The 22,908-nt window shown below is 67.4% G+C and carries 27 protein-coding genes; 15 read left to right on the top strand and 12 right to left on the bottom strand.

Translation table 11 applies throughout. The features are described from left to right. Positions 1–103: 103 nt before the first annotated feature. Positions 104–856 (bottom strand): SDR family oxidoreductase, encoded by a 753-nt coding sequence (locus tag ACIQ1T_RS10735; RefSeq protein WP_395944539.1) that lies wholly within the window; start codon positions 854–856, stop codon positions 104–106. Positions 857–978: 122 nt separating this feature from the next. Between ACIQ1T_RS10735 and ACIQ1T_RS10730 the strand changes: the two genes are divergently transcribed. Continuing rightward, positions 979–1,383: a winged helix-turn-helix transcriptional regulator gene (locus ACIQ1T_RS10730; RefSeq protein WP_395944538.1), complete on the top strand. Its 405-nt coding sequence runs from the start codon at positions 979–981 to the stop codon at positions 1,381–1,383. Between the two features lie 385 nt (positions 1,384–1,768). Next, a complete protein-coding gene (locus ACIQ1T_RS10725; RefSeq protein WP_395944537.1) occupies positions 1,769–3,169 on the top strand; it encodes an alpha/beta fold hydrolase in 1,401 nt (466 codons plus the stop codon). A 30-nt stretch (positions 3,170–3,199) separates the two neighbouring features. Here ACIQ1T_RS10725 and ACIQ1T_RS10720 read toward each other — a convergent pair whose 3' ends face one another. The 3 genes from ACIQ1T_RS10720 to ACIQ1T_RS10710 form a co-directional block, all read right to left on the bottom strand. Further along, positions 3,200–3,601 (bottom strand): hypothetical protein, encoded by a 402-nt coding sequence (locus ACIQ1T_RS10720; RefSeq protein WP_395944536.1) that lies wholly within the window; start codon positions 3,599–3,601, stop codon positions 3,200–3,202. Positions 3,602–3,978: 377 nt separating this feature from the next. Further along, positions 3,979–4,281, bottom strand: coding sequence for a hypothetical protein (locus ACIQ1T_RS10715; protein WP_395944535.1), 303 nt, complete (start codon positions 4,279–4,281; stop codon positions 3,979–3,981). Positions 4,282–4,475: 194 nt separating this feature from the next. Continuing rightward, positions 4,476–4,805, bottom strand: a complete 330-nt coding sequence (locus ACIQ1T_RS10710) for a DUF1491 family protein (protein ID WP_395944534.1) — start codon at positions 4,803–4,805, stop codon at positions 4,476–4,478. Positions 4,806–4,860: 55 nt separating this feature from the next. Between ACIQ1T_RS10710 and ACIQ1T_RS10705 the strand changes: the two genes are divergently transcribed. Both ACIQ1T_RS10705 and ACIQ1T_RS10700 read left to right on the top strand, forming a co-directional pair. Beyond that, positions 4,861–5,733 (top strand): hypothetical protein, encoded by an 873-nt coding sequence (locus ACIQ1T_RS10705; protein ID WP_395944533.1) that lies wholly within the window; start codon positions 4,861–4,863, stop codon positions 5,731–5,733. A gap of 228 nt (positions 5,734–5,961) precedes the next feature. Then, a complete protein-coding gene (locus ACIQ1T_RS10700) occupies positions 5,962–7,491 on the top strand; it encodes a DEAD/DEAH box helicase (RefSeq protein WP_395944532.1) in 1,530 nt (509 codons plus the stop codon). A gap of 92 nt (positions 7,492–7,583) precedes the next feature. On the opposite strand, the gene ACIQ1T_RS10695 is transcribed toward ACIQ1T_RS10700, so the two are convergent. After that, positions 7,584–8,951, bottom strand: a complete 1,368-nt coding sequence (locus tag ACIQ1T_RS10695; RefSeq protein ID WP_395944531.1) for an OmpP1/FadL family transporter — start codon at positions 8,949–8,951, stop codon at positions 7,584–7,586. A 325-nt stretch (positions 8,952–9,276) separates the two neighbouring features. Here ACIQ1T_RS10695 and map point away from each other — a divergent pair, with 325 nt between their 5' ends. The 8 genes from map (at position 9,277) to ACIQ1T_RS10655 (ending at position 14,559) form a co-directional block, all read left to right on the top strand. Next, a complete protein-coding gene (gene map, locus ACIQ1T_RS10690; RefSeq protein WP_395944530.1) occupies positions 9,277–10,095 on the top strand; it encodes a type I methionyl aminopeptidase in 819 nt (272 codons plus the stop codon). A 51-nt stretch (positions 10,096–10,146) separates the two neighbouring features. Continuing rightward, positions 10,147–10,887: a DNA repair protein RadC gene (gene radC / locus ACIQ1T_RS10685; protein WP_395944529.1), complete on the top strand. Its 741-nt coding sequence runs from the start codon at positions 10,147–10,149 to the stop codon at positions 10,885–10,887. Next, positions 10,887–11,894 carry a N(4)-(beta-N-acetylglucosaminyl)-L-asparaginase gene (locus ACIQ1T_RS10680; RefSeq protein ID WP_395944528.1) on the top strand — a complete coding sequence of 336 codons (1,008 nt, stop codon included), beginning with the start codon at positions 10,887–10,889 and terminating at the stop codon, positions 11,892–11,894. The genes radC and ACIQ1T_RS10680 overlap by 1 nt, the downstream gene beginning before the upstream one ends. Further along, entirely contained in the window at positions 11,891–12,415 is a 525-nt protein-coding gene (locus tag ACIQ1T_RS10675) for a GNAT family N-acetyltransferase (RefSeq protein ID WP_395944527.1), read from the top strand. The genes ACIQ1T_RS10680 and ACIQ1T_RS10675 overlap by 4 nt, the downstream gene beginning before the upstream one ends. 67 nt (positions 12,416–12,482) lie before the next feature. Next, positions 12,483–12,725, top strand: a complete 243-nt coding sequence (locus ACIQ1T_RS10670) for a BolA/IbaG family iron-sulfur metabolism protein (RefSeq protein WP_395944526.1) — start codon at positions 12,483–12,485, stop codon at positions 12,723–12,725. Positions 12,726–12,729: 4 nt separating this feature from the next. Further along, positions 12,730–13,638 (top strand): oxidoreductase, encoded by a 909-nt coding sequence (locus ACIQ1T_RS10665; RefSeq protein WP_395944525.1) that lies wholly within the window; start codon positions 12,730–12,732, stop codon positions 13,636–13,638. A gap of 130 nt (positions 13,639–13,768) precedes the next feature. Further along, positions 13,769–14,122, top strand: a complete 354-nt coding sequence (gene grxD / locus ACIQ1T_RS10660) for a Grx4 family monothiol glutaredoxin (RefSeq protein WP_395944524.1) — start codon at positions 13,769–13,771, stop codon at positions 14,120–14,122. Next, a complete protein-coding gene (locus tag ACIQ1T_RS10655) occupies positions 14,122–14,559 on the top strand; it encodes an acyl-CoA thioesterase (RefSeq protein ID WP_395944523.1) in 438 nt (145 codons plus the stop codon). Before grxD ends, ACIQ1T_RS10655 begins: the two co-directional genes overlap by 1 nt. On the opposite strand, the gene ACIQ1T_RS10650 is transcribed toward ACIQ1T_RS10655, so the two are convergent. Then, positions 14,543–14,923 (bottom strand): hypothetical protein, encoded by a 381-nt coding sequence (locus ACIQ1T_RS10650; RefSeq protein WP_395944522.1) that lies wholly within the window; start codon positions 14,921–14,923, stop codon positions 14,543–14,545. The genes ACIQ1T_RS10655 and ACIQ1T_RS10650 overlap by 17 nt on opposite strands. Positions 14,924–15,197: 274 nt before the next feature. On the opposite strand from ACIQ1T_RS10650, the gene ACIQ1T_RS10645 reads away from it, so the two are divergent. Further along, positions 15,198–16,295, top strand: coding sequence for an NADH:flavin oxidoreductase/NADH oxidase (locus ACIQ1T_RS10645; RefSeq protein ID WP_395944521.1), 1,098 nt, complete (start codon positions 15,198–15,200; stop codon positions 16,293–16,295). Between the two features lie 9 nt (positions 16,296–16,304). Here the strand turns inward: ACIQ1T_RS10645 and ACIQ1T_RS10640 are convergent, their stop codons facing one another. The 3 genes from ACIQ1T_RS10640 to rpsD all read right to left on the bottom strand — a co-directional run bounded on the left by ACIQ1T_RS10640 (position 16,305) and on the right by rpsD (position 20,046). Continuing rightward, positions 16,305–18,689 (bottom strand): EAL domain-containing protein, encoded by a 2,385-nt coding sequence (locus tag ACIQ1T_RS10640; protein ID WP_395944520.1) that lies wholly within the window; start codon positions 18,687–18,689, stop codon positions 16,305–16,307. A gap of 158 nt (positions 18,690–18,847) precedes the next feature. Continuing rightward, a complete protein-coding gene (locus tag ACIQ1T_RS10635) occupies positions 18,848–19,231 on the bottom strand; it encodes a hypothetical protein (protein WP_395944519.1) in 384 nt (127 codons plus the stop codon). A 197-nt stretch (positions 19,232–19,428) separates the two neighbouring features. Next, on the bottom strand, positions 19,429–20,046 hold the full coding sequence (gene rpsD, locus ACIQ1T_RS10630) for a 30S ribosomal protein S4 (RefSeq protein ID WP_395944518.1): 618 nt from the start codon (positions 20,044–20,046) through the stop codon (positions 19,429–19,431). A 267-nt stretch (positions 20,047–20,313) separates the two neighbouring features. Here rpsD and ACIQ1T_RS10625 point away from each other — a divergent pair, with 267 nt between their 5' ends. Further along, positions 20,314–20,523 (top strand): hypothetical protein, encoded by a 210-nt coding sequence (locus ACIQ1T_RS10625; protein WP_395944517.1) that lies wholly within the window; start codon positions 20,314–20,316, stop codon positions 20,521–20,523. Positions 20,524–20,554: 31 nt separating this feature from the next. Here ACIQ1T_RS10625 and ACIQ1T_RS10620 read toward each other — a convergent pair whose 3' ends face one another. Together ACIQ1T_RS10620 and ACIQ1T_RS10615 are read right to left on the bottom strand one after the other, a co-directional pair. Continuing rightward, a complete protein-coding gene (locus ACIQ1T_RS10620; protein ID WP_395944516.1) occupies positions 20,555–21,490 on the bottom strand; it encodes an MBL fold metallo-hydrolase in 936 nt (311 codons plus the stop codon). Positions 21,491–21,577: 87 nt separating this feature from the next. Then, a complete protein-coding gene (locus ACIQ1T_RS10615; RefSeq protein ID WP_395944515.1) occupies positions 21,578–22,189 on the bottom strand; it encodes a superoxide dismutase in 612 nt (203 codons plus the stop codon). Between the two features lie 150 nt (positions 22,190–22,339). Here ACIQ1T_RS10615 and ACIQ1T_RS10610 point away from each other — a divergent pair, with 150 nt between their 5' ends. After that, entirely contained in the window at positions 22,340–22,645 is a 306-nt protein-coding gene (locus tag ACIQ1T_RS10610; protein ID WP_395944514.1) for a hypothetical protein, read from the top strand. Positions 22,646–22,650: 5 nt separating this feature from the next. Here the strand turns inward: ACIQ1T_RS10610 and ACIQ1T_RS10605 are convergent, their stop codons facing one another. After that, positions 22,651–22,878 carry a hypothetical protein gene (locus tag ACIQ1T_RS10605; RefSeq protein ID WP_395944513.1) on the bottom strand — a complete coding sequence of 76 codons (228 nt, stop codon included), beginning with the start codon at positions 22,876–22,878 and terminating at the stop codon, positions 22,651–22,653. Positions 22,879–22,908 lie beyond the last annotated feature (30 nt).

Raw genomic sequence — 22,908 nt, 5'->3', positions numbered from 1 at the left:
GCGGCCCCGCTCGTTGTTACCGCTATCACCCTACAGGTCGCCGGCCCCTCCGTCACCCGTCGCCCACGGCCCCTCCTGGCCGTGGGCGGATGAATCGACGCCCCTAGCGCGCGCCGTTCAGCATGGCGAACACGGCCTCGTAGCCGTCAGCCTCGGCGAAGCGCAGGGGCTTGACCCGGTCGACCAGGATCTCGCCGCGCGGGGTGTCGCCGCGCTCGATCAGGCCGATCACCTCGGCCGTATAATCGGCCAGGGGCATGGAGTTGGGGTTGTCCGCATGGCCCGGCATCAGGTCGGTGGCCACGGCCGGCGGGGCCAGTTCCAGCACCTCGATCGTGGTGTCCGCCAGCTGATGGCGCAGGGACTGGGTCCAGGAGTGGATGGCCGCCTTGGTGGCGTTGTAGGTCGGGGTCGCCGCCAGCGGGGTGAAGGCCAGGCCCGAGGTCACGGTCACCACGGTCGCCTTCGGCTGGGCCAGCAGATGCGGCAGCAGGGCGGCGGTCAGGCGGATCGGCCCCAGCAGATTGGTGGTGATGGTCGCCTCGACCGTGGCGAAGTCAAACGGAGCGGCCTTCAGGTTTTCGGCCTTCATGATCCCGGCGTTCAGGATGACGGCGTTCAGGGCCGGGTGGTCCTGAACGATCCGGGCGCCGAAGGCGGCGACGGCGGCGGCGTCCTCCATGTCCAGGGTCGCCCAGGCCATGCCCGGATTGGCGGCGGCGGTCTCCTGCAGAACGCCCTCGCGGCGGCCGGTGATGATGATCTGGTTGCCGCGCGCGTGCAGGGCCTCGGCCAGGGCGCGGCCGATGCCGGAGCCGCCGCCGGTGATCAGTATGGTGTTGCCGGTGATGTTCATGGTCGTCTCCATTGGCGAGGCGCGGGGGATGCGCCGACGATGAAGATCAGGTATGACAGTCACTCTCTAATGGAAAGTAGGCACTTGAAATCGCCATACTTACCGCAAGGAAAGAAATGGACATGACGGCCGTTCCGCCCGCAAGAATCGCACATCCCGAGACCGGAGAGGTCGCCGATCCCCGCGTCGAGGCCCTGGTCAACGAGGTGATCGGCCGGGTCGCCGACAAATGGACCATGCTGATCCTCGAGGTCCTGGCCGAACACGGCGAGACCCGGTTCACCCAGGTCGGGCAGCTGGTCGGGAACATCAGCCAGAAGATGCTGACCCAGACCCTGCGCCAGATGGAGCGCGACGGGCTGGTGGTGCGGACGGTCCATCCGGTGATCCCGCCGAAAGTGGAATATCGGCTGGACGATCTGGGCCTGACCCTGGCCGAGGCCTTCTGCGGCGTCTGGACCTGGGCCGAGAAGAACATCGACCGGATCGAGGCGGCGCGGGCGGCCTTCGATGCGAAGAAGGGATAGGGCGCCGGTCCGCCCAAAAAAACAGGGTGTACTCAGTGCACTTCGTGCACTTTCGCCGCCGCCGGGTTCACGCTTTCAAAGACCGGACGAGAGTATAGGGCCGGTTTCGGGCGTGCGAGGTCGATTGCGGCTTTCGGCGGATAAGGCGTTGAAAACGGACGAGATCGCCTGCGGAATTAGGGGCGGAAGACCGTATCTGACCCCGCGGCCATTGCAGGCTCTCAAGTGAACCCTCAGAGGGTCGGCAAAGGGCGGGAAGGAGCCATTTGTCCTTGCCCTCCGCCAGCTCACTTCATTGAGAAAACTTAATGCTGCGACGCGCATCTGCCGGGCGTGCGCAAAGGCTCTTGATCCACGGCGCGACAGTCGCGCCCGGGGGTCCAACATGTCGAAAACCATCCATTCCCTCGTCGGGCTCCTCGTACTTGGCGGGCTAATCTTCGCCCTGTCGTGCGGCTCGGCCGTCGCCGATGACCACTTCAGTCCCTGTGACGACAGCGCCCTGCCGAACCTGGCCGGCAGCCTTTGCGCCGTCAGCCATGTTCCTCTCCGGCCGAACGATCAGACTGGCGGCGCCGTGGATCTGTTCGTCCGAAAATTTCCTGCAGTCAGCGGGACGGCGACGGGCCAGGTCTGGCTTATCGCCGGCGGTCCAGGGGAAAGCGGGGCTTCCTTCTACCCGTTTCTCGATACCCTGCACGCGGCGTTTCCGGACCGTGACCTCATCATCCCGGATCATCGCGGCACCGGGTATTCAACCCGCCTCTGCCCTATCGAAGAGGCTGGCGACAGCGACGGCGGCTATGCCTTGGCCGGCGCCGAGTGGGGGTCATGCATCGGCGGAATGTACGGAGACCTCGCTCGTACCCAGGCCTTCACGGTGACCAACGCCTCGTATGATCTGTCGGCGCTTATCACCCGTTACCGTGGCGAGGGATCCGTCCAAGTCTACGGCGTGTCGTATGGCACCCAGCTCATTCTCAGGATGCTTCAGACCGCACCCGTGCCGCTCGACGGCATCATCCTTGACGGCCTGGTCCCATCCGAGGCGTCTCCGGAATGGGACCTCAGTCATCGGACGGCGGTAGTGGACAAGGTCGGCAGGCGCTTGCTGACCGAGGATCAGGCTGAAGCCTATTCGGCCCTTCTCGCTGATCCGGACCGTAAGGCGCTCTGGGCGGAAACGGCGCCTGGCGGCGACCTGCGTCAGTTTCTCGCGACCCTGTTGAACTTCCCGCAACTCCGAGATCAAATCCCGGCCGTCATTTCCGCCTTGAGCCAGGGCGATGCATCACGGCTCGTGGCGGTTCGGGCTGAGTTGGAGGCGGCATTCGACCAGTTGGGCCAGTATCCACAGTCCTCGCCTGCTCTTCCGCTCGTCATCCTCATGAACGCTTCCGAGAACAACGGCCGTCGCGACCTGACCGCGGTCGATGTCGAAGTCGAAGCCCGTGAGGCGCTCTTCACCAGCGCCCTGCCGGGGCTGCTCGTCGGTTCTTCAGCGCCGCTTTACGACCGCGATGTCTTCTACGGCCGCAGCCCTGCGGCGATGCCGCGCACCCTGGTGATCCATGGCACACTGGACCCAAACACGCCTTACGAAGGGGCTGTCGCTCACGCCGCGACACTGTCCAAGGCCGGTCAGGTTAGGTTCGCCACAGTGATCGACGGGGCGCACATGCTGCCCTTCGCGGCCCCGGAGTGTTTTGTCAGCATCGTTTCGGCGTTTGACGCCGGAACAGACGGACCGGGATCGTGCGCCTCTCGTCCGAAGCCAAATCAGTGAGCGGCCGCAGGATGGAATCGGTCGCTGTCGTCAGCGAGCACCTTTTCGGTGCGGCCAGAACAGGCCGTATGCGAGGCCGACCAAGAGCAGCGCCTGGCCTATATGCAACCCGTTGATCGAGCTGTTCCCAGCCGGCAGTGAGACGAGCACAACCACTCCGGCGAAAGCCGCGAAGATCCATTTTCCTGATCGGTTGGGAAACAGGGCGTTCGTCAATCGCCAGCTGGCGATCATACCCAAGCAGGTCGAAATCGCGGCCTCGATTGCGAACCGGAGCCAGACGTATCCCATGGGCTGAAGCAGGAACGACACGATCCAACCTATGCAAAGCGCGGCTATGACATAGGCCGCTACGGCGACCGCGCTGGCCACGATTTGGCGGGCGGCAGACGGACTTCTGTGCTGGACGTGACTGATGACGAGCTCCTTCACGGCTGGAAGCTGGTCCCTTGGACGACCAGGACCCTTGGCGCAATGAACGTCCGCTGAGGGTCGGAACGCGAAATAGACTCTTGGCCTGGAAGCGGGCCCCACACCCGTCGATCATCGGAGCCCCCTAAGCGGATGCTGGGAATGTCAGAGAGGGGTGGATTGCTGCCCTATACCGAGGGTGCGCGGATCCGCTTGGTAGCTTCGGAAGCCGACACCGTTACGGCTCGCCAGAGAGGATCGGCCACATAGTCGTGGTCGCTTCCACCAGACAGTTTCTTGATAAGCTGATCTAGGGCGTCTTTTGTTGATTGGACGAGCGCCAGTTCGGCCCCGTCATAAACTCATCCCTATCTCAGCTTCGTCAAAATCATGATGGCTTAGGGGACATAGCGCCAATCTATGACCGGCTCGCGCTTCCGTTCGTAGAATTTCTTTTTTTCGGGAAGACCGTAAAAAAGAGTTCCGTGGATGCCCACGACCTCCTTTTTGTCGACCCGCCTTTCCCAGATACGTTTCATGATGGCGGTAGCCGCTTCCGCTTTTGCTCTACGGAAGAAATCCTCCGAGAACTCGATGTCCTGGCCCTTGCGAGGAAAAATCGCCTCAAACTCTTCATCGGTGGCCGCGAAGATCGAGTAGCTGGCGTTAATCGCACCATCGATGACTTGGATATTTTTCATAGCGGATCAGCCTATCGCGAGCGCATTGCCGAATCCAAGGTCCGCATAGGGTCGGTTTGCGAACTTTGCGTCTGTCTGAACAGCGGACGTTCGGGCGCACGGGTCTGAGTCGTTCAGCTCTGCCGCCCCCATCCGGTCTCGCCTGCGGCGCGACCACCCTCCCCCGCAGGGGAGGGAGAGGTTCGGCGCCGCCCCTAGGCCTGGACCTTTTCGGTGATGAAATGGCGACCCTGGCGGTCCTCGATCTCGACCACCCAGAGGTCGGGGTCGTAGCCGCGCTGGCGGGCCACATAGGCGTCCAGTTCGCTCTCGCTGTCGCTGGTCACCGGCTGGATCCACAGCCGCTCGCCGTCCTGGCCGAAGGCCTCGGTGTAGAGTTTGGCCGTGCGGGTCGAGGTGTCATAGGCCTTGACGATGACCGAGCCGGCGCGATCGTCGCCCTTGTTCACCACGGTGGCGTAGGCGCCCTCGAGCTGGGCGCGGCGGATCAGGGCGCTGACCCACAGGTCGCTGGAAAGAAGCAATTCGCTAACCCTGTCCGGAAACGAGACCCAAACGCGACGGCGCTAGGGTCGGGCCATGAGGATAGGCCTTTTCCCCCGAAGAGCCCAAGCGCCGATCGCCGTCGTGCTGATCGCGGCGGCGACGGTCGCCGTCCCCGGCGCCGCGACGGCGGGTCCGGCCGACCGTTTCTACGAGCGCAGCTTCGTCCTGGCCGCCAACGAACGCTGCGGCCTGTTTCAGCCGCAACTGACCGCCGCCCTCAGCGCCTCGACCTGGCAGGCGCGGGGCGCGGCCCTGCGCGCCGGCGCCAACGACCGCGAACTGGCCGAGACCGCCGCCCGGGCCCGCGCACGCGCGGCCTCGACCGCCTGCGGCTCCGCCGACCTGAAGACGGTCAGCGGCCGCGTCGAGAACGCCTTTTCCGGCTGGTCGCGGACCGCGCGCATGACCTTCCCCGGCGACCGGGCGGGCTGGAGCGCGGATCGCGCCGCCTATGCGCGGCCGACCTGGCGGCTGATGCAGGCGACGACGACCGGCGCCTCGCCGGTGCGGTTCGGCGTGGTCGGCGGCATCGAACGGCCGGACCAGCTGGCCGCCGTGGTGTCCTGGCGCGGCCGGTCGCGGCCCACGGGCGTGCGGATCGTTCTGCGCGACCGGGCCGTGGCGCCGCGCCCCTGGCTGGCCCGCGAACTGCCCCCCCTGGCCCAGCGCCGCGCCATCTGGGCGGCGGGCGTGACCACGGCGGACCCCGGCCTGCTGGCCCAGGGCCGCGAGACCGGACAGGCCTGGGTCTTCCCGGCCCAGGCCGCCGACGCCCTGGCGGCGCTGGATCCGCGCGAGATCTTCACCGTGGAGTTCGTCTTCCGCGACGGCAGCGTGGCCCGTTCGACCTTCGAAACCGGGGATTTCGCCGCCGGCCGCGCCTTCCTGTCGATGGGCCAGGTCTGACCCCGACTTGACTTATCCCCGCGATGCGCCCATTTGCGCTGCATCGCACAATCGCGATCTCCGGCGTCTCCAGCGCGTGTGGGTCAGTTTCTGACCTGTCTGTAGAAGCCGCCGGCCCCTCAAGTTCATTCGCTGCCCGGACACGCGGGGCGGCGCCCGATCCACCCCGCAGGCTTCATCTCGAAGCCCCGTCGGGACTGGCGGTGCGCGGCCCGACGGCGTCATGCCATGGCCAGATGCGCCCTGCCGCACGCGAAAGACACTGCTGTGAGCACCACATTCGAATCCATGGGCCTGAACAAGGCCCTGCTGCAGGCCCTGACCTCGAGCGGCTACACCAAGCCGACCCCGATCCAGGAAAAGGCCATCCCCGACGTCATGCTGGGCAAGGACCTGCTGGGCATCGCCCAGACCGGCACCGGCAAGACCGCCGCCTTCGCCCTGCCGATCCTGCATCGCCTGGCCGAAAACCGCACCCCGCCCGTGCCGCGCACGACGCGCGCCCTGATCCTGAGCCCCACCCGTGAACTGGCCAGCCAGATCGGCGAGAGCTTCAAGGCTTACGGCGCCCACCTGGGCTTCCGCGTCGCCGTGATCTTCGGCGGCGTGAAATACGGCGCCCAGGAACGCGCCCTGCAACAGGGGCTGGACATCCTGGTCGCCGCCCCCGGCCGCCTGCTGGACCATATCCAGCAGAAGACCCTGGACCTGTCGCAGACCGAAATCTTCGTCCTGGACGAGGCCGACCAGATGCTGGACCTGGGCTTCATCAAGCCGATCCGCCAGATCGTCAGCCGTATGCCGGCGCGCCGCCAGAACCTGTTCTTCTCGGCCACCATGCCGTCGGAGATCGGCAAGCTGGCCGGCGAACTGCTGAAGGATCCGGTCAAGGTCCAGGTCACCCCGCAATCGACCACCGTCCAGCGCATCAGCCAGTCGATCGTCCACGTCGAACAGGGCCGCAAGCGCGCCCTGCTGACCGAGATGTTCAGCGATCCGGAATACAAGCGCTGCCTGGTCTTCACCAAGACCAAGCACGGCGCCGACAAGGTCGCGGCCTATCTGGAAGCCGGCGGCGTCGAAGCCGGCGCCATCCACGGCAACAAGAGCCAGCCCCAGCGTGAGCGCACCCTGGAAGCCTTCAAGAAGGGCAAGCTGCGCGTCCTGGTCGCCACCGACATCGCCGCGCGCGGCATCGATGTGGACGGCGTCTCGCACGTCGTGAACTTCGAACTGCCGCACGTGCCGGAATCCTATGTCCACCGCATCGGCCGTACGGCCCGCGCGGGCAAGGACGGCACCGCCGTCAGCTTCGTCGCCGGCGACGAGATGAAGCTGCTGCGCGACATCGAGAAGGTCACCCGCCAGAAGATTCCGGCCATCGACCGCCGCAACGACAAGGCCCTGGGCCAGCTGGACGCCACCATCATGGCGACCGGCGTCGGCAAGAAGGCGACCATGCCGGAACGCGAAGGCGGCGAGCGCAACGAGGGCGGCCGGGGCGGTCGCGGTCGTCGCGCCCCGCATCGTGAAGGCGTCCGTCCGGAAGGCGGCGGCCAGCCGCATCGCCAGCGTCGCGGCAACCGCGCCACGGGCGAGGCCGCGCCGGCCCGTCCGGAACGCGCCTATAATCCGCTGGGCAACGAGCGCGTCCCCTCGATCAACGACAACGCCAAGCCGGAGGGCGAAATCAAGCGCCGTCCGCGTCGCCGCCCGTCGAACGGCGGCAAGGGCTACGGCGGCGCCGCCAAGGGCTGATGGTTCGATCCTCCCCCGCTTGCGGGGGAGGAATGAAAAACGGCGGCTCCTTCGCAGGAGCCGCCGTTTCGCGTTTCAGCCGTGAGGCGACCTTAGAAGTTCCAGGTCGCGCCCATCGAGAAGCCGACGCCGTGGCCCTTGGCCTCGCCGCGCAGGTTCGAAATGACCAGGCCGTTGCCATAGACGTCGCGGGTGTCGTTGATCGTCGCCGTGTCGATGTCGATGTAGGTGACGGCGCCGTCGAAGGTCATGGCGCCGATCGTCTTGGACAGACCGGCCGCATACAGGAAGCGGTCGCCGTCCGGGATGCGGGCGGTGCGGTGATCGTCCGGCGTCGGGGTCGGGTCGTAGCCGATGCCGGCGCGGACCGTCATGGTCGGATCGATCTGGTAGTCGAAGCCGATGGCGCCGGTGGTGACGTCGTCATAGTCCTGAACGATGGTCGACGAACCGGTGGCTCCGTAGGTCACGCGGATGGCGTCGAACTCGCTCCAGCCGATCTGGTTGACCTGGGCGTTCAGGGTCAGCTTGTCGTTGACGGCGTAGCGGGCCGACAGGGTGGCGTACCAGGGGGTGTTGAAGCTGGCCTGGCCGTCAGCCGAGACATTGGCGCCGGCCAGGGCGCCGGTCAGGCCCGAGATGTTCACCGTGCCTTCCAGCTCGTGCTCGATCTTGGAGCGATAGGACAGGCCCAGGTCCAGCTTGCCGAAATGCATCTGGGCGCCGGCGTTCCAGCCGTAATCCCAGCCGTCGCCTTCAAGCTGGTTGCGGCCGTCCGTGGCCGCCGGGATCAGCACCAGGGGCGCGACGCCCGCGACGGTCGGAAGGTTCGGCAGGGCCGAAGACAGGGTGGCCTTGGCGAACTGGGCGTCGAAGCCGGCGCCGATGTCGAGCCAGTCGGTGACCGTCATGGCGGCGACCAGGCTGACGTTCGCGGAGCGCAGTTCCGACGTCAGGGCGTCGTAGCGCGCGAAGTCCGGCTGCTCGTATTTGGTGGTGAAGTTGTAAGGCGCCTGGACGGCCAGACCGACATTGAAGCGGTCGCCGACCGGCATGGAGACGGCGAAGTTCGGCACGATGCCGCTTTCGACCACTTCGTGGACGTGCGGGTCGCCCGCGACGACGGTCGAGCCGCTGAGGATGGTGCCAGCCGGGAACGGCGGGGTCGGGGCGGGCAGGTTGTAGCTGAGGCTGGAGCCGCGGTTGTCGACGTCGGAGTCGAGGATCAGGCCGTGCGCGCCCACATAGACTTCACGCTGGGTTCCGGCGATGGCGGCGGGGTTCCACCAGAGGGACTGCACGCCCTTGTCGGCGCCCACGCCGGCGTTGGCGCGGCCCTGGCCGCGGGTCGACTGTTCCTGAACATAGAAGGAGCCGGCCATGGCCGGCGCGGCGACGCCGGCCAGAAGGACAGTGGTCAGCGCGACGCCGCCCATGCGGGCGAAATTCCTGGGAGTCATATACCATTCCTATAGAGTTGCCCCCGCCATCAACGCGGCGGTGGGTATCGGGGAGAGACGCTGCAAGGCAGCGCTTTCGACATGAAAACGTTGCATGCATGGCCGCTCTCCGCCGCGAAACGGGCGAAACTGTGTCCAGAAAACCGCACACGATCACACCGGCGAGAGGTGACGTAACGGCAGGTCCATTCTGCTGAAGGACAGTGGCGGGCAACACACACTCATATATTCCGCAAGGGAAGGAATCCGTCACCGCCGCACAATCGCCTTGCGCATCCGTGATAGGATGGCCATCTCAGACCCTTCCCCGACGCCGATTGAGACCATGTACGAAACGCCCGATCTGGAAACCGACGCCCTGGTCCGCTCCAGCGCCATCCGCATTCACACGGCGGAGGATTTCGAGGGCATGCGCAAGGCCGGCCGCCTGGTCGCCGAAGCGCTCGACATGATCACCCCCCATGTGAAGCCGGGCGTGCTGACCAGCACGATCGACGACCTGATCCGCGAGTTCACCCTGGACAACGGCGGCCTGCCCGCCTGCCTGGGTTACAAGGGCTATGAAAAGACCGTCTGCACCTCGATCAACCATGTGGTGTGCCACGGCATTCCCGGCGACCGGGTGCTGAAGGACGGCGACATCGTCAACATCGACCACACCGTCATCGTCGACGGCTGGCACGGCGATTCCAGCCGCATGTATGCGGTCGGCGAGATCAACGCCCGCGCCAAGAAGCTGATCGACGTGACCTATCAGTCGCTGGATCTGGGCCTGGAACAGGTCAGGCCGGGCGCCACCTTCGGCGACATCGGCTTCGCCATCCAGAAATTCGTCGAAGCCCAGCGCATGAGCGTGGTGCGCGACTTCTGCGGCCACGGCATCGGCCGGGTGTTCCACGACAGCCCCAATGTCCTGCATTACGGCCGCAGGGGCGAGGGCGCGGTGCTGAAGGCGGGCATGTTCTTCACCGTCGAGCCGATGGTGAACCTGGGCAAGCCGCATGTGAAGGTTCTGTCCGACGGCTGGACCGCCGTCACGCGGGACAAGTCCCTGTCGGCCCAGTGCGAACACACGATCGGGGTGACGGAAGACGGGCTGGAAATCTTCACCGCCTCGCCGGCCGGCCTGTTCCGCCCCAACTGAACCCTTGATAAGCCCCGCCATTCCGCACAGGTTGCGCGGAATGGAGGAGTCATGCTCGAGGACACGCCTTCAAAGCCGGTCGCCGTCAGGTCCAAGCCGCAGCACAGCGGTCACCGCGACCGGCTGCGCGAGCGCGCGGCCAAGGGCGGACTGGGCGCCGTGCCCGACTATGAGCTGCTGGAACTGCTGCTGTTCCGCTCGGTCCCCTACAAGGACGTCAAGGGCCTGGCCAAGGCCCTGATCGCCCGGTTCGGCGGGCTGGAGGGGATAGGCTCGGCCAGCCACGAGGCGATCGAGGATCTGGTCGCCCGATCCTTGAACTATGTGCCCGGCAAGGCGACGCGGGCGGTGGCGCTGGATCTGCAGCTGATCTTCGACGTGACCCGCCGGATCGCGCGCGAGCCGACCGCCAAACGCCCCGTCATCTCGTCCTGGACCGCGCTGCTGGCCTATGTGCGCGTCGCCCTGCAGCACGAGCCGCGCGAGCAATTCCGGGTCCTGTATCTGGACAAGAAGAACCAGCTGATCCTGGACGAGCTGCAGAACCGGGGCACGGTCGACCATGCCCCCGTCTATCCGCGCGAGGTGGTGCGACGGGCGCTGGAGCTGTCGGCCAGCGCCCTGATCCTGGTCCACAACCACCCGTCCGGCGACCCCACCCCCAGCCGCGCCGACATCGAGATCACGAAACAGGTTGTGCAGGCCGGCCGCGCCCTTAACGTGGAGGTTCACGACCATCTGGTCGTCGGCCGCGACGGGGTGGCCAGCTTCAAGCAATTGGGCCTGATGTGATGGTGAATGTTTCGCGGCGCGGCGTTCTGGCCGCGACCGGGGCGGCGACTCTGGCGGCGACTCCGGCGGCGACGACCGCCCGTGCGGAGGCGGCGCCGGTGGTCCTGGCCTCGACCTGGGACTTCGGCGCCGCCGCCAACGCCGAGGGCTGGAAAGCCCGTCAGGCGGGGGGTTCGGCCCTGGACATGGTCGAGGCGGCGGCCCGCACGCCCGAGGCCGATCCGACCAATCATTCCGTGGGCCTGGGCGGCTATCCGGACCGGGACGGCCATGTGACCCTGGACGCCGTGATCATGGACGACGCCGGCGGCCTGGGCGCCGTCTGCGCCCTGGAGGACGTGGTCCATGCGGTCTCGGTCGCCCGCCGCGTGATGGAGAAGACGCCGCACGTCATTCTGGTCGGCGAGGGCGCGCGCGACTTCGCCCTGGCGGAGGGCTTCGAGGCGACGAACCTGCTGACGCCCGAGGCCGAGGAGGCCTGGCGCGAATGGCTGACCACGGCCCGTTACGCCCCCCGCGCCAACAGCGAGAACGACGACTGGCGCAAGGCCGGCTCCGGCGGGCCCCTGGATCACGACACCATCGGCGTGCTGGGCCGCGACGCCGCCGGCCGCATCGCCGGCGCCTGCACCACCTCGGGCATGGCCTTCAAGATGCGGGGCCGGGTCGGCGACAGCCCCATCGTCGGCGGCGGCCTGTTCGTCGACGCCGAGGTCGGCGCCGCCACGGCGACCGGGGTCGGCGAGGAGGTGCTGCGGGTCTGCGGCTCGCACGCCGTGGTCGAGGCCATGCGCCACGGGCTGGAGCCCACGGCCGCCTGCCGCCAGGTGGTCGAACGCATCGCCCGGCTGCGCGGCCGCGCCGTGGCCGAGGCCCAGGTCGGGATGCTGGCCCTGAGCCGGGACGGTCGGGTCGGCGCCTTCGCCCTGCAGCCCGGCTTCACCTATGCGGTCACCCGCGCGGACGGATCGTCCGAGATCCTGCGCGCCGAGGCCCTCTTCGGATGACCCGGCCGATCCTGAAGACCGGGCGGCTGGTGCTGACGCCGATCGCCCTGACCGATCTGGACGACCTGCTGGCCCTGTGGGCCGACGAAGACTTCACCCGCCACATCACGGGCCGCCCCATGACCAGCGAGGAGGTGTGGTTCCGCCTGCTGCGCGACCTGGGCCAATGGAGCGTGAACGGTTACGGCAGCTGGACGATCCGGCTGAGCGACGGCGGGGCCTATCTGGGCAATGTCTCCATCCTGGACCATCGACGGCTGATCGAGCCGCCCCTGATCGATCCCGAACTGGGGTGGGGCCTGTCGCCCGCCTTCCAGGGCCAAGGCTTCGCCGGCGAGGCGCTGGAGGCGGCCCTGGCCTGGACAGACGCGCACCTGTCGGCGGCGCGGACCGTGTGCATGATCTCGCCCGAGAACCTCGCCTCCAGCCGTCTGGCGGAACGGGTCGGCTATCGGCCCTATGCCCGGACCACCTACAAGGACCAGCCGGTCCAGCTGTTCGAACGGGCGAAACACCCCTAGGCCCAGCGTAGTCCGCCATTAAGGTTTATCCGGCATCCTGACGGCGAAAGTCCCGAGAGTTCCGCCCATGCCCATGACCGTCGAAACGCTGCGCCAACACCTGGTCGAGGCCTTTCCCGACGCCGTGATCGCCATCGACGATCTGGCCGGCGACGGCGACCACTATCGCGCCCGCATCGTCTCCAGCGCCTTCGCCGGCGTGCCGCGCGTGCGCCAGCATCAGCTGGTCTATGCGGCGCTGAAGGGACAGATGGGCGGCGAACTGCACGCTTTGGCGCTGGAAACCTCCGCGCCGGCCAAGGAGGGCTGACCCCATGCGCTATCGCCCCTTCGGCGTGTCCGGCGCCGCCGTTTCGAACCTGACGCTCAGCTTCGGCTCGGACAGTCTGGCGCGCGGCCGCGAGGCCGGACTGGACCTGGTCTATTCGGCGCTGGAAGCCGGCATCAACAGCTATCGGCTGGAGACCGCCGACCCGGTCGCGGCCGAGGTGCTGGGCGAGGCCCTGTCCCACGTCGACCGCAAGCTGGTCACCGTCGGCGTGACCCTGGGCGTCGGCGCCGGCCGCGACACGACCCGCGATTTCTCGGCCGAGGCCATGACCGCCGCCATCGACCGGGCGCTGCACTTCTCGGGCCTGAACTGGATCGACGTGGCCGTGCTGCAGGAGCCGGGCGAGCATGAACTGCCGCAGTCGTCGTTGAACGCCCTGAAGGCCCTGCGCGCCACGGGCCGGATCAAGCTGCTCGGCGTCGCCGGCGGCGGCGACGTCATGGACGCCTATGTCTCGACCGGCGCCTTCGACGCCCTGCTGACCCCGTTCGACATCAACGCCGACTGGAAGGTGCGCAATCGCGTTCGGGCGGCCCGCGAACAGGACATGGCGGTCTTCGCCTACGACTATTTCACCGACAGGCGTTCCAAGCCGCGCGGCCCCGACGCCCCGGTCAAGAAGGGGCTGTTCGGCATGGGCGGCGGCCCCAAACGCCCGCCCCAGTCACGCCAGAGCGACGCCTTCGGCTTCCTGTATCGCACGCCCAACTGGCCGGCCGAGGCGATCTGCCTGGGCTATGTCCTGACCGACCCGGCCATTTCCAGCGTCATCGTGCGGGCCACCGACACCGACAGGCTGGAGATGTTGGCCGCCACGCCGGAACGCGACATGCCCCCCGGTCTCGCCGCCCAGATCGAGATGGCGCGGGTCACGGCGTCGCGCGCCGCCTGATCCCCACCGCCGGACACCGGGGCCGATATCGGCCCTGATCGCGCGACCGGATGTCACGTCGCCGCGACGGGCGCCTTGACCCGGCCATCGCCTCTCCCTAGCTGACGGACTTCACGAAAGGCCCTTTCCCGTGACCGACACCGTTCAAGCCGCCGATCCCGTCCACGCCTTCATCGGCGACACCGTCGCCCAGCACGACGTCGTGCTGTTCATGAAGGGCACGCCGGACCAGCCGCGCTGCGGCTTCTCCTCGCTGGCGGTGCAGATCCTGGATCAGATCGGCGCAGGCTTCGTCGGCGTCGATGTGCTGCAGGACGAGAGCCTGCGCGAAGGCATCAAGGCCTTCACCGACTGGCCGACCATCCCGCAGCTCTATGTGAAGGGCGAATTCGTCGGTGGGTCGGACATCATCCGCGAGATGTTCCAGGCCGGCGAACTTCAGGCCCTGATGGTCGAAAAAGGCGTTCCGCTCGGCGAGGCCTGATGGCCCGCACGGTCCTTCAACCCCGCGAGGACCGCGAGGTCTTCGTCGTTCCGCTGGAGGTCCGGCCGGAACACATCGACGCCAACGACCACGTCAATAATGTCGTCTATGTCGGCTGGCTGCAGGACGCGGGCACGGCCCACTGGAACGCGCGCTTCGACGAGGCGACGCGGGCGAAATGTTCGTGGGTCGCCCTGCGGCACGAGATCGACTATCTGCGTCCCATCGCGCCCGGCGCCACGGGCGTGGTCGCACGGACCTGGGTCGGCGACCCGCAGGGGCCGCGCTTCAACCGCTATGTCCGGATCGAGGACGCCCAGGGCCGCGTCTGCGCCCAGGGCGTCTCCGAATGGTGCCTTGTCGACGCCGCGACCCTGAGGCCGCAGCGCATACCGCCGTCGATGGTGACGGTGTTCGAGACTATTTCAGCGGATTGAGGATCCGCGCCGGCGTGCCGGGCTCCAGCCCCAGGTCGGCATAGGTCCAGCGCAGTTCGACGCCGTCGGGGACCAGCGCCTTGCACAGGTCCTGCTTGGTGCGGCGCAGGGTGATCTCGGTCGGCGAATTGTCCGCCAGCGACACTTCGAAGTCCGCAGCCTGGGTGCAGCCGTTGGAATCGACCCGCACCACCAGGGCGCCGTCCGCGAAGCGGGCTTCGCGAATGGCCTCGGCCGGAGGCGCGTCGTTGCGCGTGACGTTGACCGAGACGTTTTCGCCGGCCGTATTGTCGTAGATCACGCAGGCCGACAGCAGCGGCGCGGCGAGCGCCGCGACCGCCAGGACCTTCAGCGCGCCGCGCATCACTCGCCCGCCGGGGCGGTGATGACGCGCGTGGTCGGCTTTTCGGTCGAGACGATGATGCAGCCCGACAGCAGCGGGGCGGCGATGGCGATGGCGAGAGCGAGACGAAGCATTGGTGTGATCCCCTAATGAAGCTTGACGCTTTTGTGGCGTGTGAAGCCTGATCAGGCACGTGAATTTTCGGCAAGGCAGGTGAACAATCGGAAAGGTCCGCCCTTGATCGGGACAGCAACCGGCATAGCTACGGTCTCACCCCCTCCCCGGACGCCCCCTCATGAGCCAGCTCTTCTCTCCCCGCAGCATCGGCCCCCTGACGCTGAAGAACCGCATCGCCATCGCGCCCATGTGCCAGTATTCGGCGATCGACGGCGTTCCCCAGCCCTGGCACGTCCAGCACATCGGCCGGATGGCCCTGTCGGGCGCCGGCCTGGTCATCATCGAGGCCACGGGGGTCGAGGCCGCGGGCCGGATCACCCCCGACGACGCCGGCCTGTGGAACGACGAACAGGAAGCCGCCTTCGCCGAGATCATCCGCGGCGTTCGCACCTATTCCCACACGCCCATCGGGGTGCAACTGGCCCATGCGGGCCGCAAGGCCTCGACCAGCGCGCCGTGGAAGGGTGGTCGCGCCCTGACCGCCGAGGAGGGCGCCTGGCGGACCTACGGCCCGTCCGCCCTGCCCTTCCGCGACGACTGGCACACCCCGACCGAGATGACCGAGGCGGACATGGACCGGGTGGTCGCCGCCTTTGAGGACGCCGCGCGCCGCGCCGACCGGGCCGGGTTCGATCTGGTCGAACTGCACGCCGCCCACGGCTATCTGCTGTGCGAATTCCTGTCGCCGCTGTCGAACCAGCGGACCGACGAGTATGGCGGCTCGGCCGGGGCGCGGGCCCGCTTCCCGCTGCGGGTCGCCCAGGCCCTGCGCGACGCCTGGCCCAGGACCAAGGCCCTGGGCGTCCGTTTCAACGGCTCGGACTGGGTCGAGGGCGGCGTGCCGCTGGACGAGGTGACCGCCTTCGGCCGCGCCCTGCACGACATGGGCTATGACTACCTGCACCTGACCTCGGGCGGGAATGTGCCGCGCGCCGATATTCCGGGCGGGGAGCCGGGCTATCAGGTCCCGTTCGCCGAGGCCGTCAAACAGGCCGTGCCGGACGCCGTCGTCATGGCCGTGGGCATGATCTTCGATCCGCAACAGGCGGAGGACATCGTGGCCTCGGGCCAGGCCGACATAATCGCCGTCGCCCGCGCCGTGCTGGACGACCCCAACTGGGGCCACCACGCGGCCGTCGCCCTAGGCCACGGCGAGGGCCTGCCGCCCCAGTACGAACGGGCCGGCGCGGCCCACTGGCCCGGTTACGGCAAGTAGGGCCTGCGGTCAGGCGGCCCGGATCAGGACCAGGCCGTCCTCGCCCACCTCGGCGCGCCACAGGGTCAGGGCGGCCTCCTGGATCCGGCTGTCGGCGACCGGCTTGGGCCGGCCCAGCAGATAGCCCTGAACCTCGTCGCAGCCCTGGTCGCGCAGGAAGGTCAGCTGCTCCATCGTCTCGACGCCCTCGGCCAGGACCGGGATCTCCAGGCTCTCGCCCAGGGCCAGGACGGCGCGGATGATGGCGGCCGACTGAGGTCCGCCGTCTAGTTCGGACATGAAGGAGCGGTCCAGCTTGATCTTGTCGAACGGGAAGGCGCGCAGGGTCGACAGCGACGAATAGCCGGTGCCGAAGTCGTCCATGGCCACCGAGACGCCCAGCAGTTTCAGCTGGCGCAGGATGTGGGTGGTGCGTTCCAGGTCGCTGATCATCGCCGTCTCGGTGATCTCCAGCTCCAGCCGCGACGGGGCCAGGCCCGTCTCCAGCAGGATCTGATGCACCAGGCGCGGCAAGTCGACGTGGCTCAGCTGGACCGGCGACAGGTTGACGGCGATCTTGTACGGCTCGTCCCAGGTCGCAGCCTCGGCGCAGGCCTTGCGCAACACCCATTCGCCGATCGGCAGGATCAGGCCGGTCTCCTCGGCCAGGGGGATGAAGTCGGCGGGCGAGACGAAGCTGCCGTCCGGCTGCTCCCAGCGCAGCAGCACCTCGTACCCGGTCACCTCGCCGGTATCCACGGCGGCCTGGACCTGCCAGTTCAGGCTGAACTGCTCATGGTCCAGGGCCTCGCGCAGCTGTTTGATGATGCGACGACGGTTGCGGACCGCCTCGTCCATCTCTTCCTCGTAGAAGCAGACGTCGGTCGTCAGCGACGACTTGGCCCGGTACATGGCCAGGTCCGCGTCATTGATCAGGGCCGAGACGTCGGCCGCATCGTCGGGCCAGACGGCGACGCCGATGCTGAGACCGCAGGCGACCTCGGCGTGACCCAGGTCGACCGGGGCGACGACGGCGTCGCGCAGACGGTCGGCCAGGCCCAGGGCGTCCTCGCGACGGTCCACCGGCACAATGGCCATGAACTCGTCCCCGCCCAGACGGGCCACGAACTCGCCCTGACGCAGGGTCGCGCGCATCCGCTCGCCGATGCGGACCAGCAACTGGTCGCCGGCGGCATGGCCGTGGATGTCGTTGATCTCCTTGAACCGGTCCAGATCCATGGCCAGCAGGGCGACCCTGGCGTGGCCGCTGTCCAAGGCCGTCTGTTTCGTCAGCCACTCCAGGAAGGAGGCGCGGTTGGGCAGGTTGGTCAGGCTGTCGTTGCGGGCCAGGTGGGCGATGCGACGCTCCTGCGCCAGGCGCGCGCGCAGGTCGCGCAGGGCGTAGATCATCAAGGCGGCGTCCCCGACCTGGGCGTCGCGACGCACGGCGACCTCGACCGGAATGGCGACGCCGAGCTCGGACGCCAGACTGGTCTGGGTCAGGGCGCCGATCGACAGGTCGCCCAGCCCCGTGATCCATTGCGACAGGCTGCGGCCGACCAGGGCGTCGTGATCGACCCCGACCAGTTCGGCGAAGGCGGCGTTGGCGGCCAGGATACGGCCCTTCTGTTCGACAACCATGCCGTCCACGCTGCCCTCGACCATCTGTTCCAGCCGGGCCTTGGCCTGGACGCGCGACTGCATGTCCAGGGCATGGCTGGCGGCGCCGGTGCCCAGGACCATCAGGCCCACGGCCGCGACGGCCAGGGCGACGACCTCATTGGCGTGGTCGGCGGTGATGTCGCCGACGCCCGGCGCGAAGGGCAGGATGGTCATGGCGGCCATGCCGGTGAAGTGCAGGGCCACGATGCCGCCGACCATCAGGGCGACGGCCAGCCAGATCGGTCCGTTGCGGCCCGCGGCGCGGGCGCGGTTGAAGGTCAGGGCGCCCAGGACCACCGCGCCGACGACCGAAGCCGCCACATAGGCGGCCGACCACTGGATCACGGCCTCGGCGGCGAAGGCGGCCATGCCGGTATAGTGCATGGCGGTGACGGCGAGGCCGAACAGGGCGCCGCCCAGTTCCGCCGCGAAACGGAACCGGCGCGCGGCCACGGTCAGGGCCAGGGCGCTGCCGGCGATGGCGACGCCCAGAGACAGGCCCGTCATCAGGGGCTCGTAGGCGACCTGCACGCCCGGATCATAGGCGATCATGGCCACGAAATGGGTGCACCAGATGGTCGCCCCGGTCGCCACCGCGCCCATGAAGGTCCAGGCCGTCCGCGCCCCCCTGCCGGCGTAACGCAGCCGCTGGAACAGGCGCAGGGTGATGGCCGAGCCGATAACGCACAGCACGGCGGCCAGGGCCACGAGCAGGAGGTTATGTTCGCCGGTCAGGCAGGTGAGGATACGCATCACTGGTCCTGTGAAGGATAGGTCAGCGTTCATTACAGGGAGGGTATTTAACCGACTAACGATCAAGACGGATAACCAAACCCTAAACAGGGATTAAGGGTTTCCGCGCACCCAACCTCAGGTTCCGGCTGAATTCACGCCGGAATTCGCATCCGACTTCAGGTCTGGGGCATCTGATAGGGGTTGTTGACGCTGACGGGCGAGCCCGGCGTCAGACCCAGTTCCTCGAACGACCACTTCAATTCGACACCCTCGACCAACGGGGCCTTGCAGGTGTCCTCGTCGATCCGGCGCAGGGTGATGACCGCGTCCGCGCCCTTGATGCTGACGATGGGGATCAGGTCGTCCTTGTCGGTGCAGCCGTTCGAACTGACCCAGAAGACGGCCTGGTCCTTGGTGAAGGCGGCGGCGTGGATCGGCTCCAGCGCGCCCGGCATTCCGGCGGTCGAGACAGTCGGCTGATCAAGGCTTCCCGCGCAGGCCGACAGGCCCGCTGCTGCAGCGGCGATGATCGCCATGCGTCTGAAGACGGCGCGCTTCACCGGCGGCCTCCCCTGCTCCATCGAACCCTGAACAGCCCGAGAATGCGCCTGTTCGCCCCCAAAGGGAACAGGCTGAAAGACAAAGGGCCCCGGACGGATCCGGGGCCCTTCCAACTCAAATCTCCAGGGCGGCGACCAACGGGCTCAAGCAGCCCGAAGGACGATAGCCCACTCGGAGAGGGCTTCGTAGGCGCAGCTTACGAAGCGTAGTATTCGACGACCAGGTTCGGTTCCATCTTCACGGCGTAAGGCACGTCCGACAGTTCCGGAACGCGAACATAACGAACCGAGAACGAACGGTCCGACAGTTCCAGGTAATCCGGGATGTCGCGTTCCGACGACTGCTGGGCTTCGAGCACCAGAGCCATGCTGCGCGACTTTTCCTTCACCGTGACGACGTCGTCCGGCTTCACGCGGTAGGAGGCGATGTCGACCTTCTTGCCGTTGACCAGGACGTGGCCGTGGCTGACGAACTGGCGGGCGGCCCAGACGGTCGGGACGAACTTGGCGCGGTAGACGATGGCGTCCAGACGCGATTCCAGCAGGCCGATCAGGTTTTCCGAGGTGTTGCCCTTGCGACGCGCGGCTTCGTCGTAGGTCTTGGCGAACTGCTTCTCGGTGATGTTGCCGTAGTAGCCTTTCAGCTTCTGCTTGGCCTTCAGTTGCAGACCGAAGTCCGAAACCTTCGACTTGCGACGCTGACCGTGCTGGCCGGGACCGTAAGAACGCTTGTTGACCGGCGACTTGGCGCGGCCCCACAGGTTCTCACCCATGGCCCGGTCGATCTTGTACTTGGCGCTGTGGCGCTTGGACATTCTATTCTCTTTTCACTGATGCGGCCCGGCGTCCCCTCGATTGGGAATGCGATCTCAACGGCGGTCCACGCATCGTCCGTATAGGTTTCCACGCCTCCGTTTGACGGGATGCGGGAAAGGCGGGGCTTATGGCCAGAGGATCGGCGCGAGTCAAGCGCCGCCGGGACTTCCCCGCCCGTTAAGCACGATGGCGGGGAACCAAGCCGCTCTCGCCCGCCTTCCCCTGTGGGTCTGCAACTGAACATTGCGTCCCTCAAGGAGGCAAACATGGGACAACAAGCCAAGGACCTGGAACACGGCATCTCCGACCGGGGCTTCCGCATCCTGAAGGCGCACGTCGATCATCTGGTCGAGCCCCTGCCCGACCACCAGCTTCTGGCCCTGGCCGACGCCCTGCACGCCACCCTGCGCCAGCGACGCGCGGATCGCCGCGCCGACCGCAGCCGCATCGTCCATCTGGACGCCAGGCCCGCCTGAGCGGCGCACCCGGCGCCCGGCGCCAGACGCCCTACTTCGCCGGCTGCGCCTCCGAGATGAAGACCGCCTTGTCCTCCCGCGTCTGGATTCGCCCCAGGCCCGGGAAGGGGAAATGATAGGCGTAGATGTGTGCGCCGGAGGCCCGCAGGGCCGTGATCTCGTCCAGCCGGGCCTTCTTGCCCGCCGCCTGGTCGTCGTCATAGCCGGTGTTCCAGTCCGGATGTTCGACAGACAGCAGCCAGTGGTGCATCAGGTCGCCGGTGTAGAGCAGCTGGTTCTGGCCGTCGGCGATCAGATAGGCGACATGGCCCGGCGTATGGCCGGCCGTGTCCTGGGCGGTGACGCCCGGCGCGACCTCGCCGCCCGGCTGGAAGGCCTGGACCCTGGGCGTGATCACCCGCACCAGATCGGCCATCTCGGGATTGGCGCGGATCGAGGCCCATTCGGCCTCGGACATCCGGATCGCCGCGTTGGGGAAGGCCAGGGCGCCGTTGGCGACCAGGCCGCCGACATGGTCGCCGTGCCCGTGCGAGATCAGGACGTCGGTGATCGCGGCCGGATCGACGCCGGCCGTGCGCAGGCTCTGCATCAACTGGCCCTTGCCGGCGCCCAGGCCGGTGTCGAACAGCAGGGTCCGCGCGCCGTTCTTCACCAGCAGCGGGTGAATCTCCAGCATGATCGGATCGGCCGGCTGACCGGCGGCTGTCAGGGGCGCGGCGACCGCCTGGGGCGTCAGGCCGACGCCGAACACCTTGTTGTCGTTCGGCACGGGGTTCTGGGCGTCGTACAGGGCGATGGCGTCCAGGGCGCCGATCTTGAACCTGTAAACCGGCTTCTCGGCCGGGGCGGCGACGGTCTGGGTCGGATTGGGCGGAGCGGGCTCTCCGGCCTTGGGCTCGGTCGCCTGCGGATTGCAGGCCGCCAGCATCAGGGCGGCCGTCGCGGCCGTCGCCATCAGAATACGCATTCGCTTCTCTCCTCGTGGTCCAGCTTGAATCGAAAACGCCCGCCGGAGGTTCCGGCGGGCGTCATCTTATCGAACCGAAGGCGCGCCTTACTTGGCGGCGGCGTACAGTTCGTTGACCTTGTTCCAGTTCACGACCGTCCAGAACGACTTCAGATAGTCGGCGCGGCGGTTCTGGTACTTCAGATAATAGGCGTGCTCCCAGACGTCGGCGCCGAGGATGACTTCGCCGCGCTCGTCCACGACGTCCATCAGCGGATTGTCCTGGTTCGGGGTCGAGGTGATCTTCAGCTTGCCGTTCTGCACGATCAGCCAGGCCCAGCCCGAACCGAATTGCGCGGCGCCGGCGGCGTTGAAGTCTTCCTTGAACTTGTCGAAGCCGCCCAGGTCGCTGTCGATGGCGGCGGCCAGTTCAGCCGAGGGTTCGCCGGCCTGGTCGGCCGGGGCCAGCAGTTCCCAGAACAGGCTGTGGTTCCAGTGACCGCCGCCGTTGTTGCGGACGGCCTTGGGCGCGGTCGAGATGCTGGTGAAGATTTCTTCCAGCGACTTGCCCTGCAGCGAGGCGTCGGCGTCGACGGCCTTGTTCAGGTTGTCGACATAGGTCTGGTGGTGCTTGTCGTGGTGGAAGGTCATCGTCTCCTTGTCGATGGCCGGCTCCAGCGCGTCATAGGCGTAGGGCAGCGGGGGCAGGGTGAAGGCCATGGTCGATCTCCTGAAGACGGTTGGTTCTCTGACACCCATTTAGGGCGTCTGGCGCACGACCCAAGCGATTTCGTCGGGTTTTTGTTCAGCTTGGCTGTTTGCAATGACCGACAAGGCGCGCGATTGTCCATGCGTCAACCGGAGGACGTCATGTCGCGTATCGGATTCGCCGGCCTACTGACCCTCGCCGTATCGGCGACGGGTTGCGCCAGCCTCCAGAGGTTCGATCAGGCCGCTGCCGATCTGGCCGCGCGTTCCGAAGCGACCTGCACCCCCGAGCCGGCCCTGGGCCTCACCGACTTCACCGGCCCGAGTTGCCGCGTCAGCCAGACCTTCTATTCGAAGACGGTCACCACCACGACGGTTGAGGAGGCGGGCCAAGCGCCCGTGACGACGCGCACAGCCACCGTGACGACACCGTCCGGAACCCGGACAGAAGTCGTCCCGACGCCCTGAGCCGATCAGTCGGCCGGCAGGTTCGACTTCAGGCACTCGCGCACCGCGCGCTTCAGATCGCCCGGCGCGTTCGGCTCGTCCACGCCCTCGGCGGCGAAGACCGCCTTGACCGCCGCATCCAGCCCCTTGGGCAGGGCGGCGATGACGCGTTTCTGGCCCTTGTCGTGCAGGCAGAAGCCCACCTCGCGACACAGGGCGGAGAACATGGGCTCATAGGGATCGGAGGCGCTCATCGCGCCCCTGTAGCACCGCCGACCTGACCG

The sequence above is a fragment of the Brevundimonas sp. genome, from assembly GCF_044336875.1.
Classification (GTDB): Bacteria; Pseudomonadota; Alphaproteobacteria; order Caulobacterales; family Caulobacteraceae; genus Brevundimonas.
The sequence above is the reverse complement of the archived record's forward strand: the minus strand, read 5'-3'. Positions and strand labels throughout refer to the sequence as shown.

Bases quoted from the DNA above. Each gene is read 5' to 3' on its own strand.
- ACIQ1T_RS10735 (WP_395944539.1), bottom strand. From the start codon at position 856: ATGAACATCACCGGCAACACCATACTGATCACCGGCGGCGGCTCCGGC.
- ACIQ1T_RS10730 (WP_395944538.1), top strand. From the start codon at position 979: ATGACGGCCGTTCCGCCCGCAAGAATCGCACATCCCGAGACCGGAGAG.
- ACIQ1T_RS10725 (WP_395944537.1), top strand. From the start codon at position 1,769: ATGTCGAAAACCATCCATTCCCTCGTCGGGCTCCTCGTACTTGGCGGG.
- ACIQ1T_RS10715 (WP_395944535.1), bottom strand. From the start codon at position 4,281: ATGAAAAATATCCAAGTCATCGATGGTGCGATTAACGCCAGCTACTCG.
- ACIQ1T_RS10705 (WP_395944533.1), top strand. From the start codon at position 4,861: ATGAGGATAGGCCTTTTCCCCCGAAGAGCCCAAGCGCCGATCGCCGTC.
- ACIQ1T_RS10700 (WP_395944532.1), top strand. From the start codon at position 5,962: ATGGCCAGATGCGCCCTGCCGCACGCGAAAGACACTGCTGTGAGCACC.
- ACIQ1T_RS10695 (WP_395944531.1), bottom strand. From the start codon at position 8,951: ATGACTCCCAGGAATTTCGCCCGCATGGGCGGCGTCGCGCTGACCACT.
- map (WP_395944530.1), top strand. From the start codon at position 9,277: ATGTACGAAACGCCCGATCTGGAAACCGACGCCCTGGTCCGCTCCAGC.
- radC (WP_395944529.1), top strand. From the start codon at position 10,147: ATGCTCGAGGACACGCCTTCAAAGCCGGTCGCCGTCAGGTCCAAGCCG.
- ACIQ1T_RS10680 (WP_395944528.1), top strand. From the start codon at position 10,887: ATGGTGAATGTTTCGCGGCGCGGCGTTCTGGCCGCGACCGGGGCGGCG.
- ACIQ1T_RS10675 (WP_395944527.1), top strand. From the start codon at position 11,891: ATGACCCGGCCGATCCTGAAGACCGGGCGGCTGGTGCTGACGCCGATC.
- ACIQ1T_RS10670 (WP_395944526.1), top strand. From the start codon at position 12,483: ATGCCCATGACCGTCGAAACGCTGCGCCAACACCTGGTCGAGGCCTTT.
- ACIQ1T_RS10665 (WP_395944525.1), top strand. From the start codon at position 12,730: ATGCGCTATCGCCCCTTCGGCGTGTCCGGCGCCGCCGTTTCGAACCTG.
- ACIQ1T_RS10655 (WP_395944523.1), top strand. From the start codon at position 14,122: ATGGCCCGCACGGTCCTTCAACCCCGCGAGGACCGCGAGGTCTTCGTC.
- ACIQ1T_RS10650 (WP_395944522.1), bottom strand. From the start codon at position 14,923: ATGCGCGGCGCGCTGAAGGTCCTGGCGGTCGCGGCGCTCGCCGCGCCG.
- ACIQ1T_RS10645 (WP_395944521.1), top strand. From the start codon at position 15,198: ATGAGCCAGCTCTTCTCTCCCCGCAGCATCGGCCCCCTGACGCTGAAG.
- ACIQ1T_RS10640 (WP_395944520.1), bottom strand. From the start codon at position 18,689: ATGCGTATCCTCACCTGCCTGACCGGCGAACATAACCTCCTGCTCGTG.
- rpsD (WP_395944518.1), bottom strand. From the start codon at position 20,046: ATGTCCAAGCGCCACAGCGCCAAGTACAAGATCGACCGGGCCATGGGT.
- ACIQ1T_RS10625 (WP_395944517.1), top strand. From the start codon at position 20,314: ATGGGACAACAAGCCAAGGACCTGGAACACGGCATCTCCGACCGGGGC.
- ACIQ1T_RS10620 (WP_395944516.1), bottom strand. From the start codon at position 21,490: ATGCGTATTCTGATGGCGACGGCCGCGACGGCCGCCCTGATGCTGGCG.
- ACIQ1T_RS10615 (WP_395944515.1), bottom strand. From the start codon at position 22,189: ATGGCCTTCACCCTGCCCCCGCTGCCCTACGCCTATGACGCGCTGGAG.
- ACIQ1T_RS10610 (WP_395944514.1), top strand. From the start codon at position 22,340: ATGTCGCGTATCGGATTCGCCGGCCTACTGACCCTCGCCGTATCGGCG.
- ACIQ1T_RS10605 (WP_395944513.1), bottom strand. From the start codon at position 22,878: ATGAGCGCCTCCGATCCCTATGAGCCCATGTTCTCCGCCCTGTGTCGC.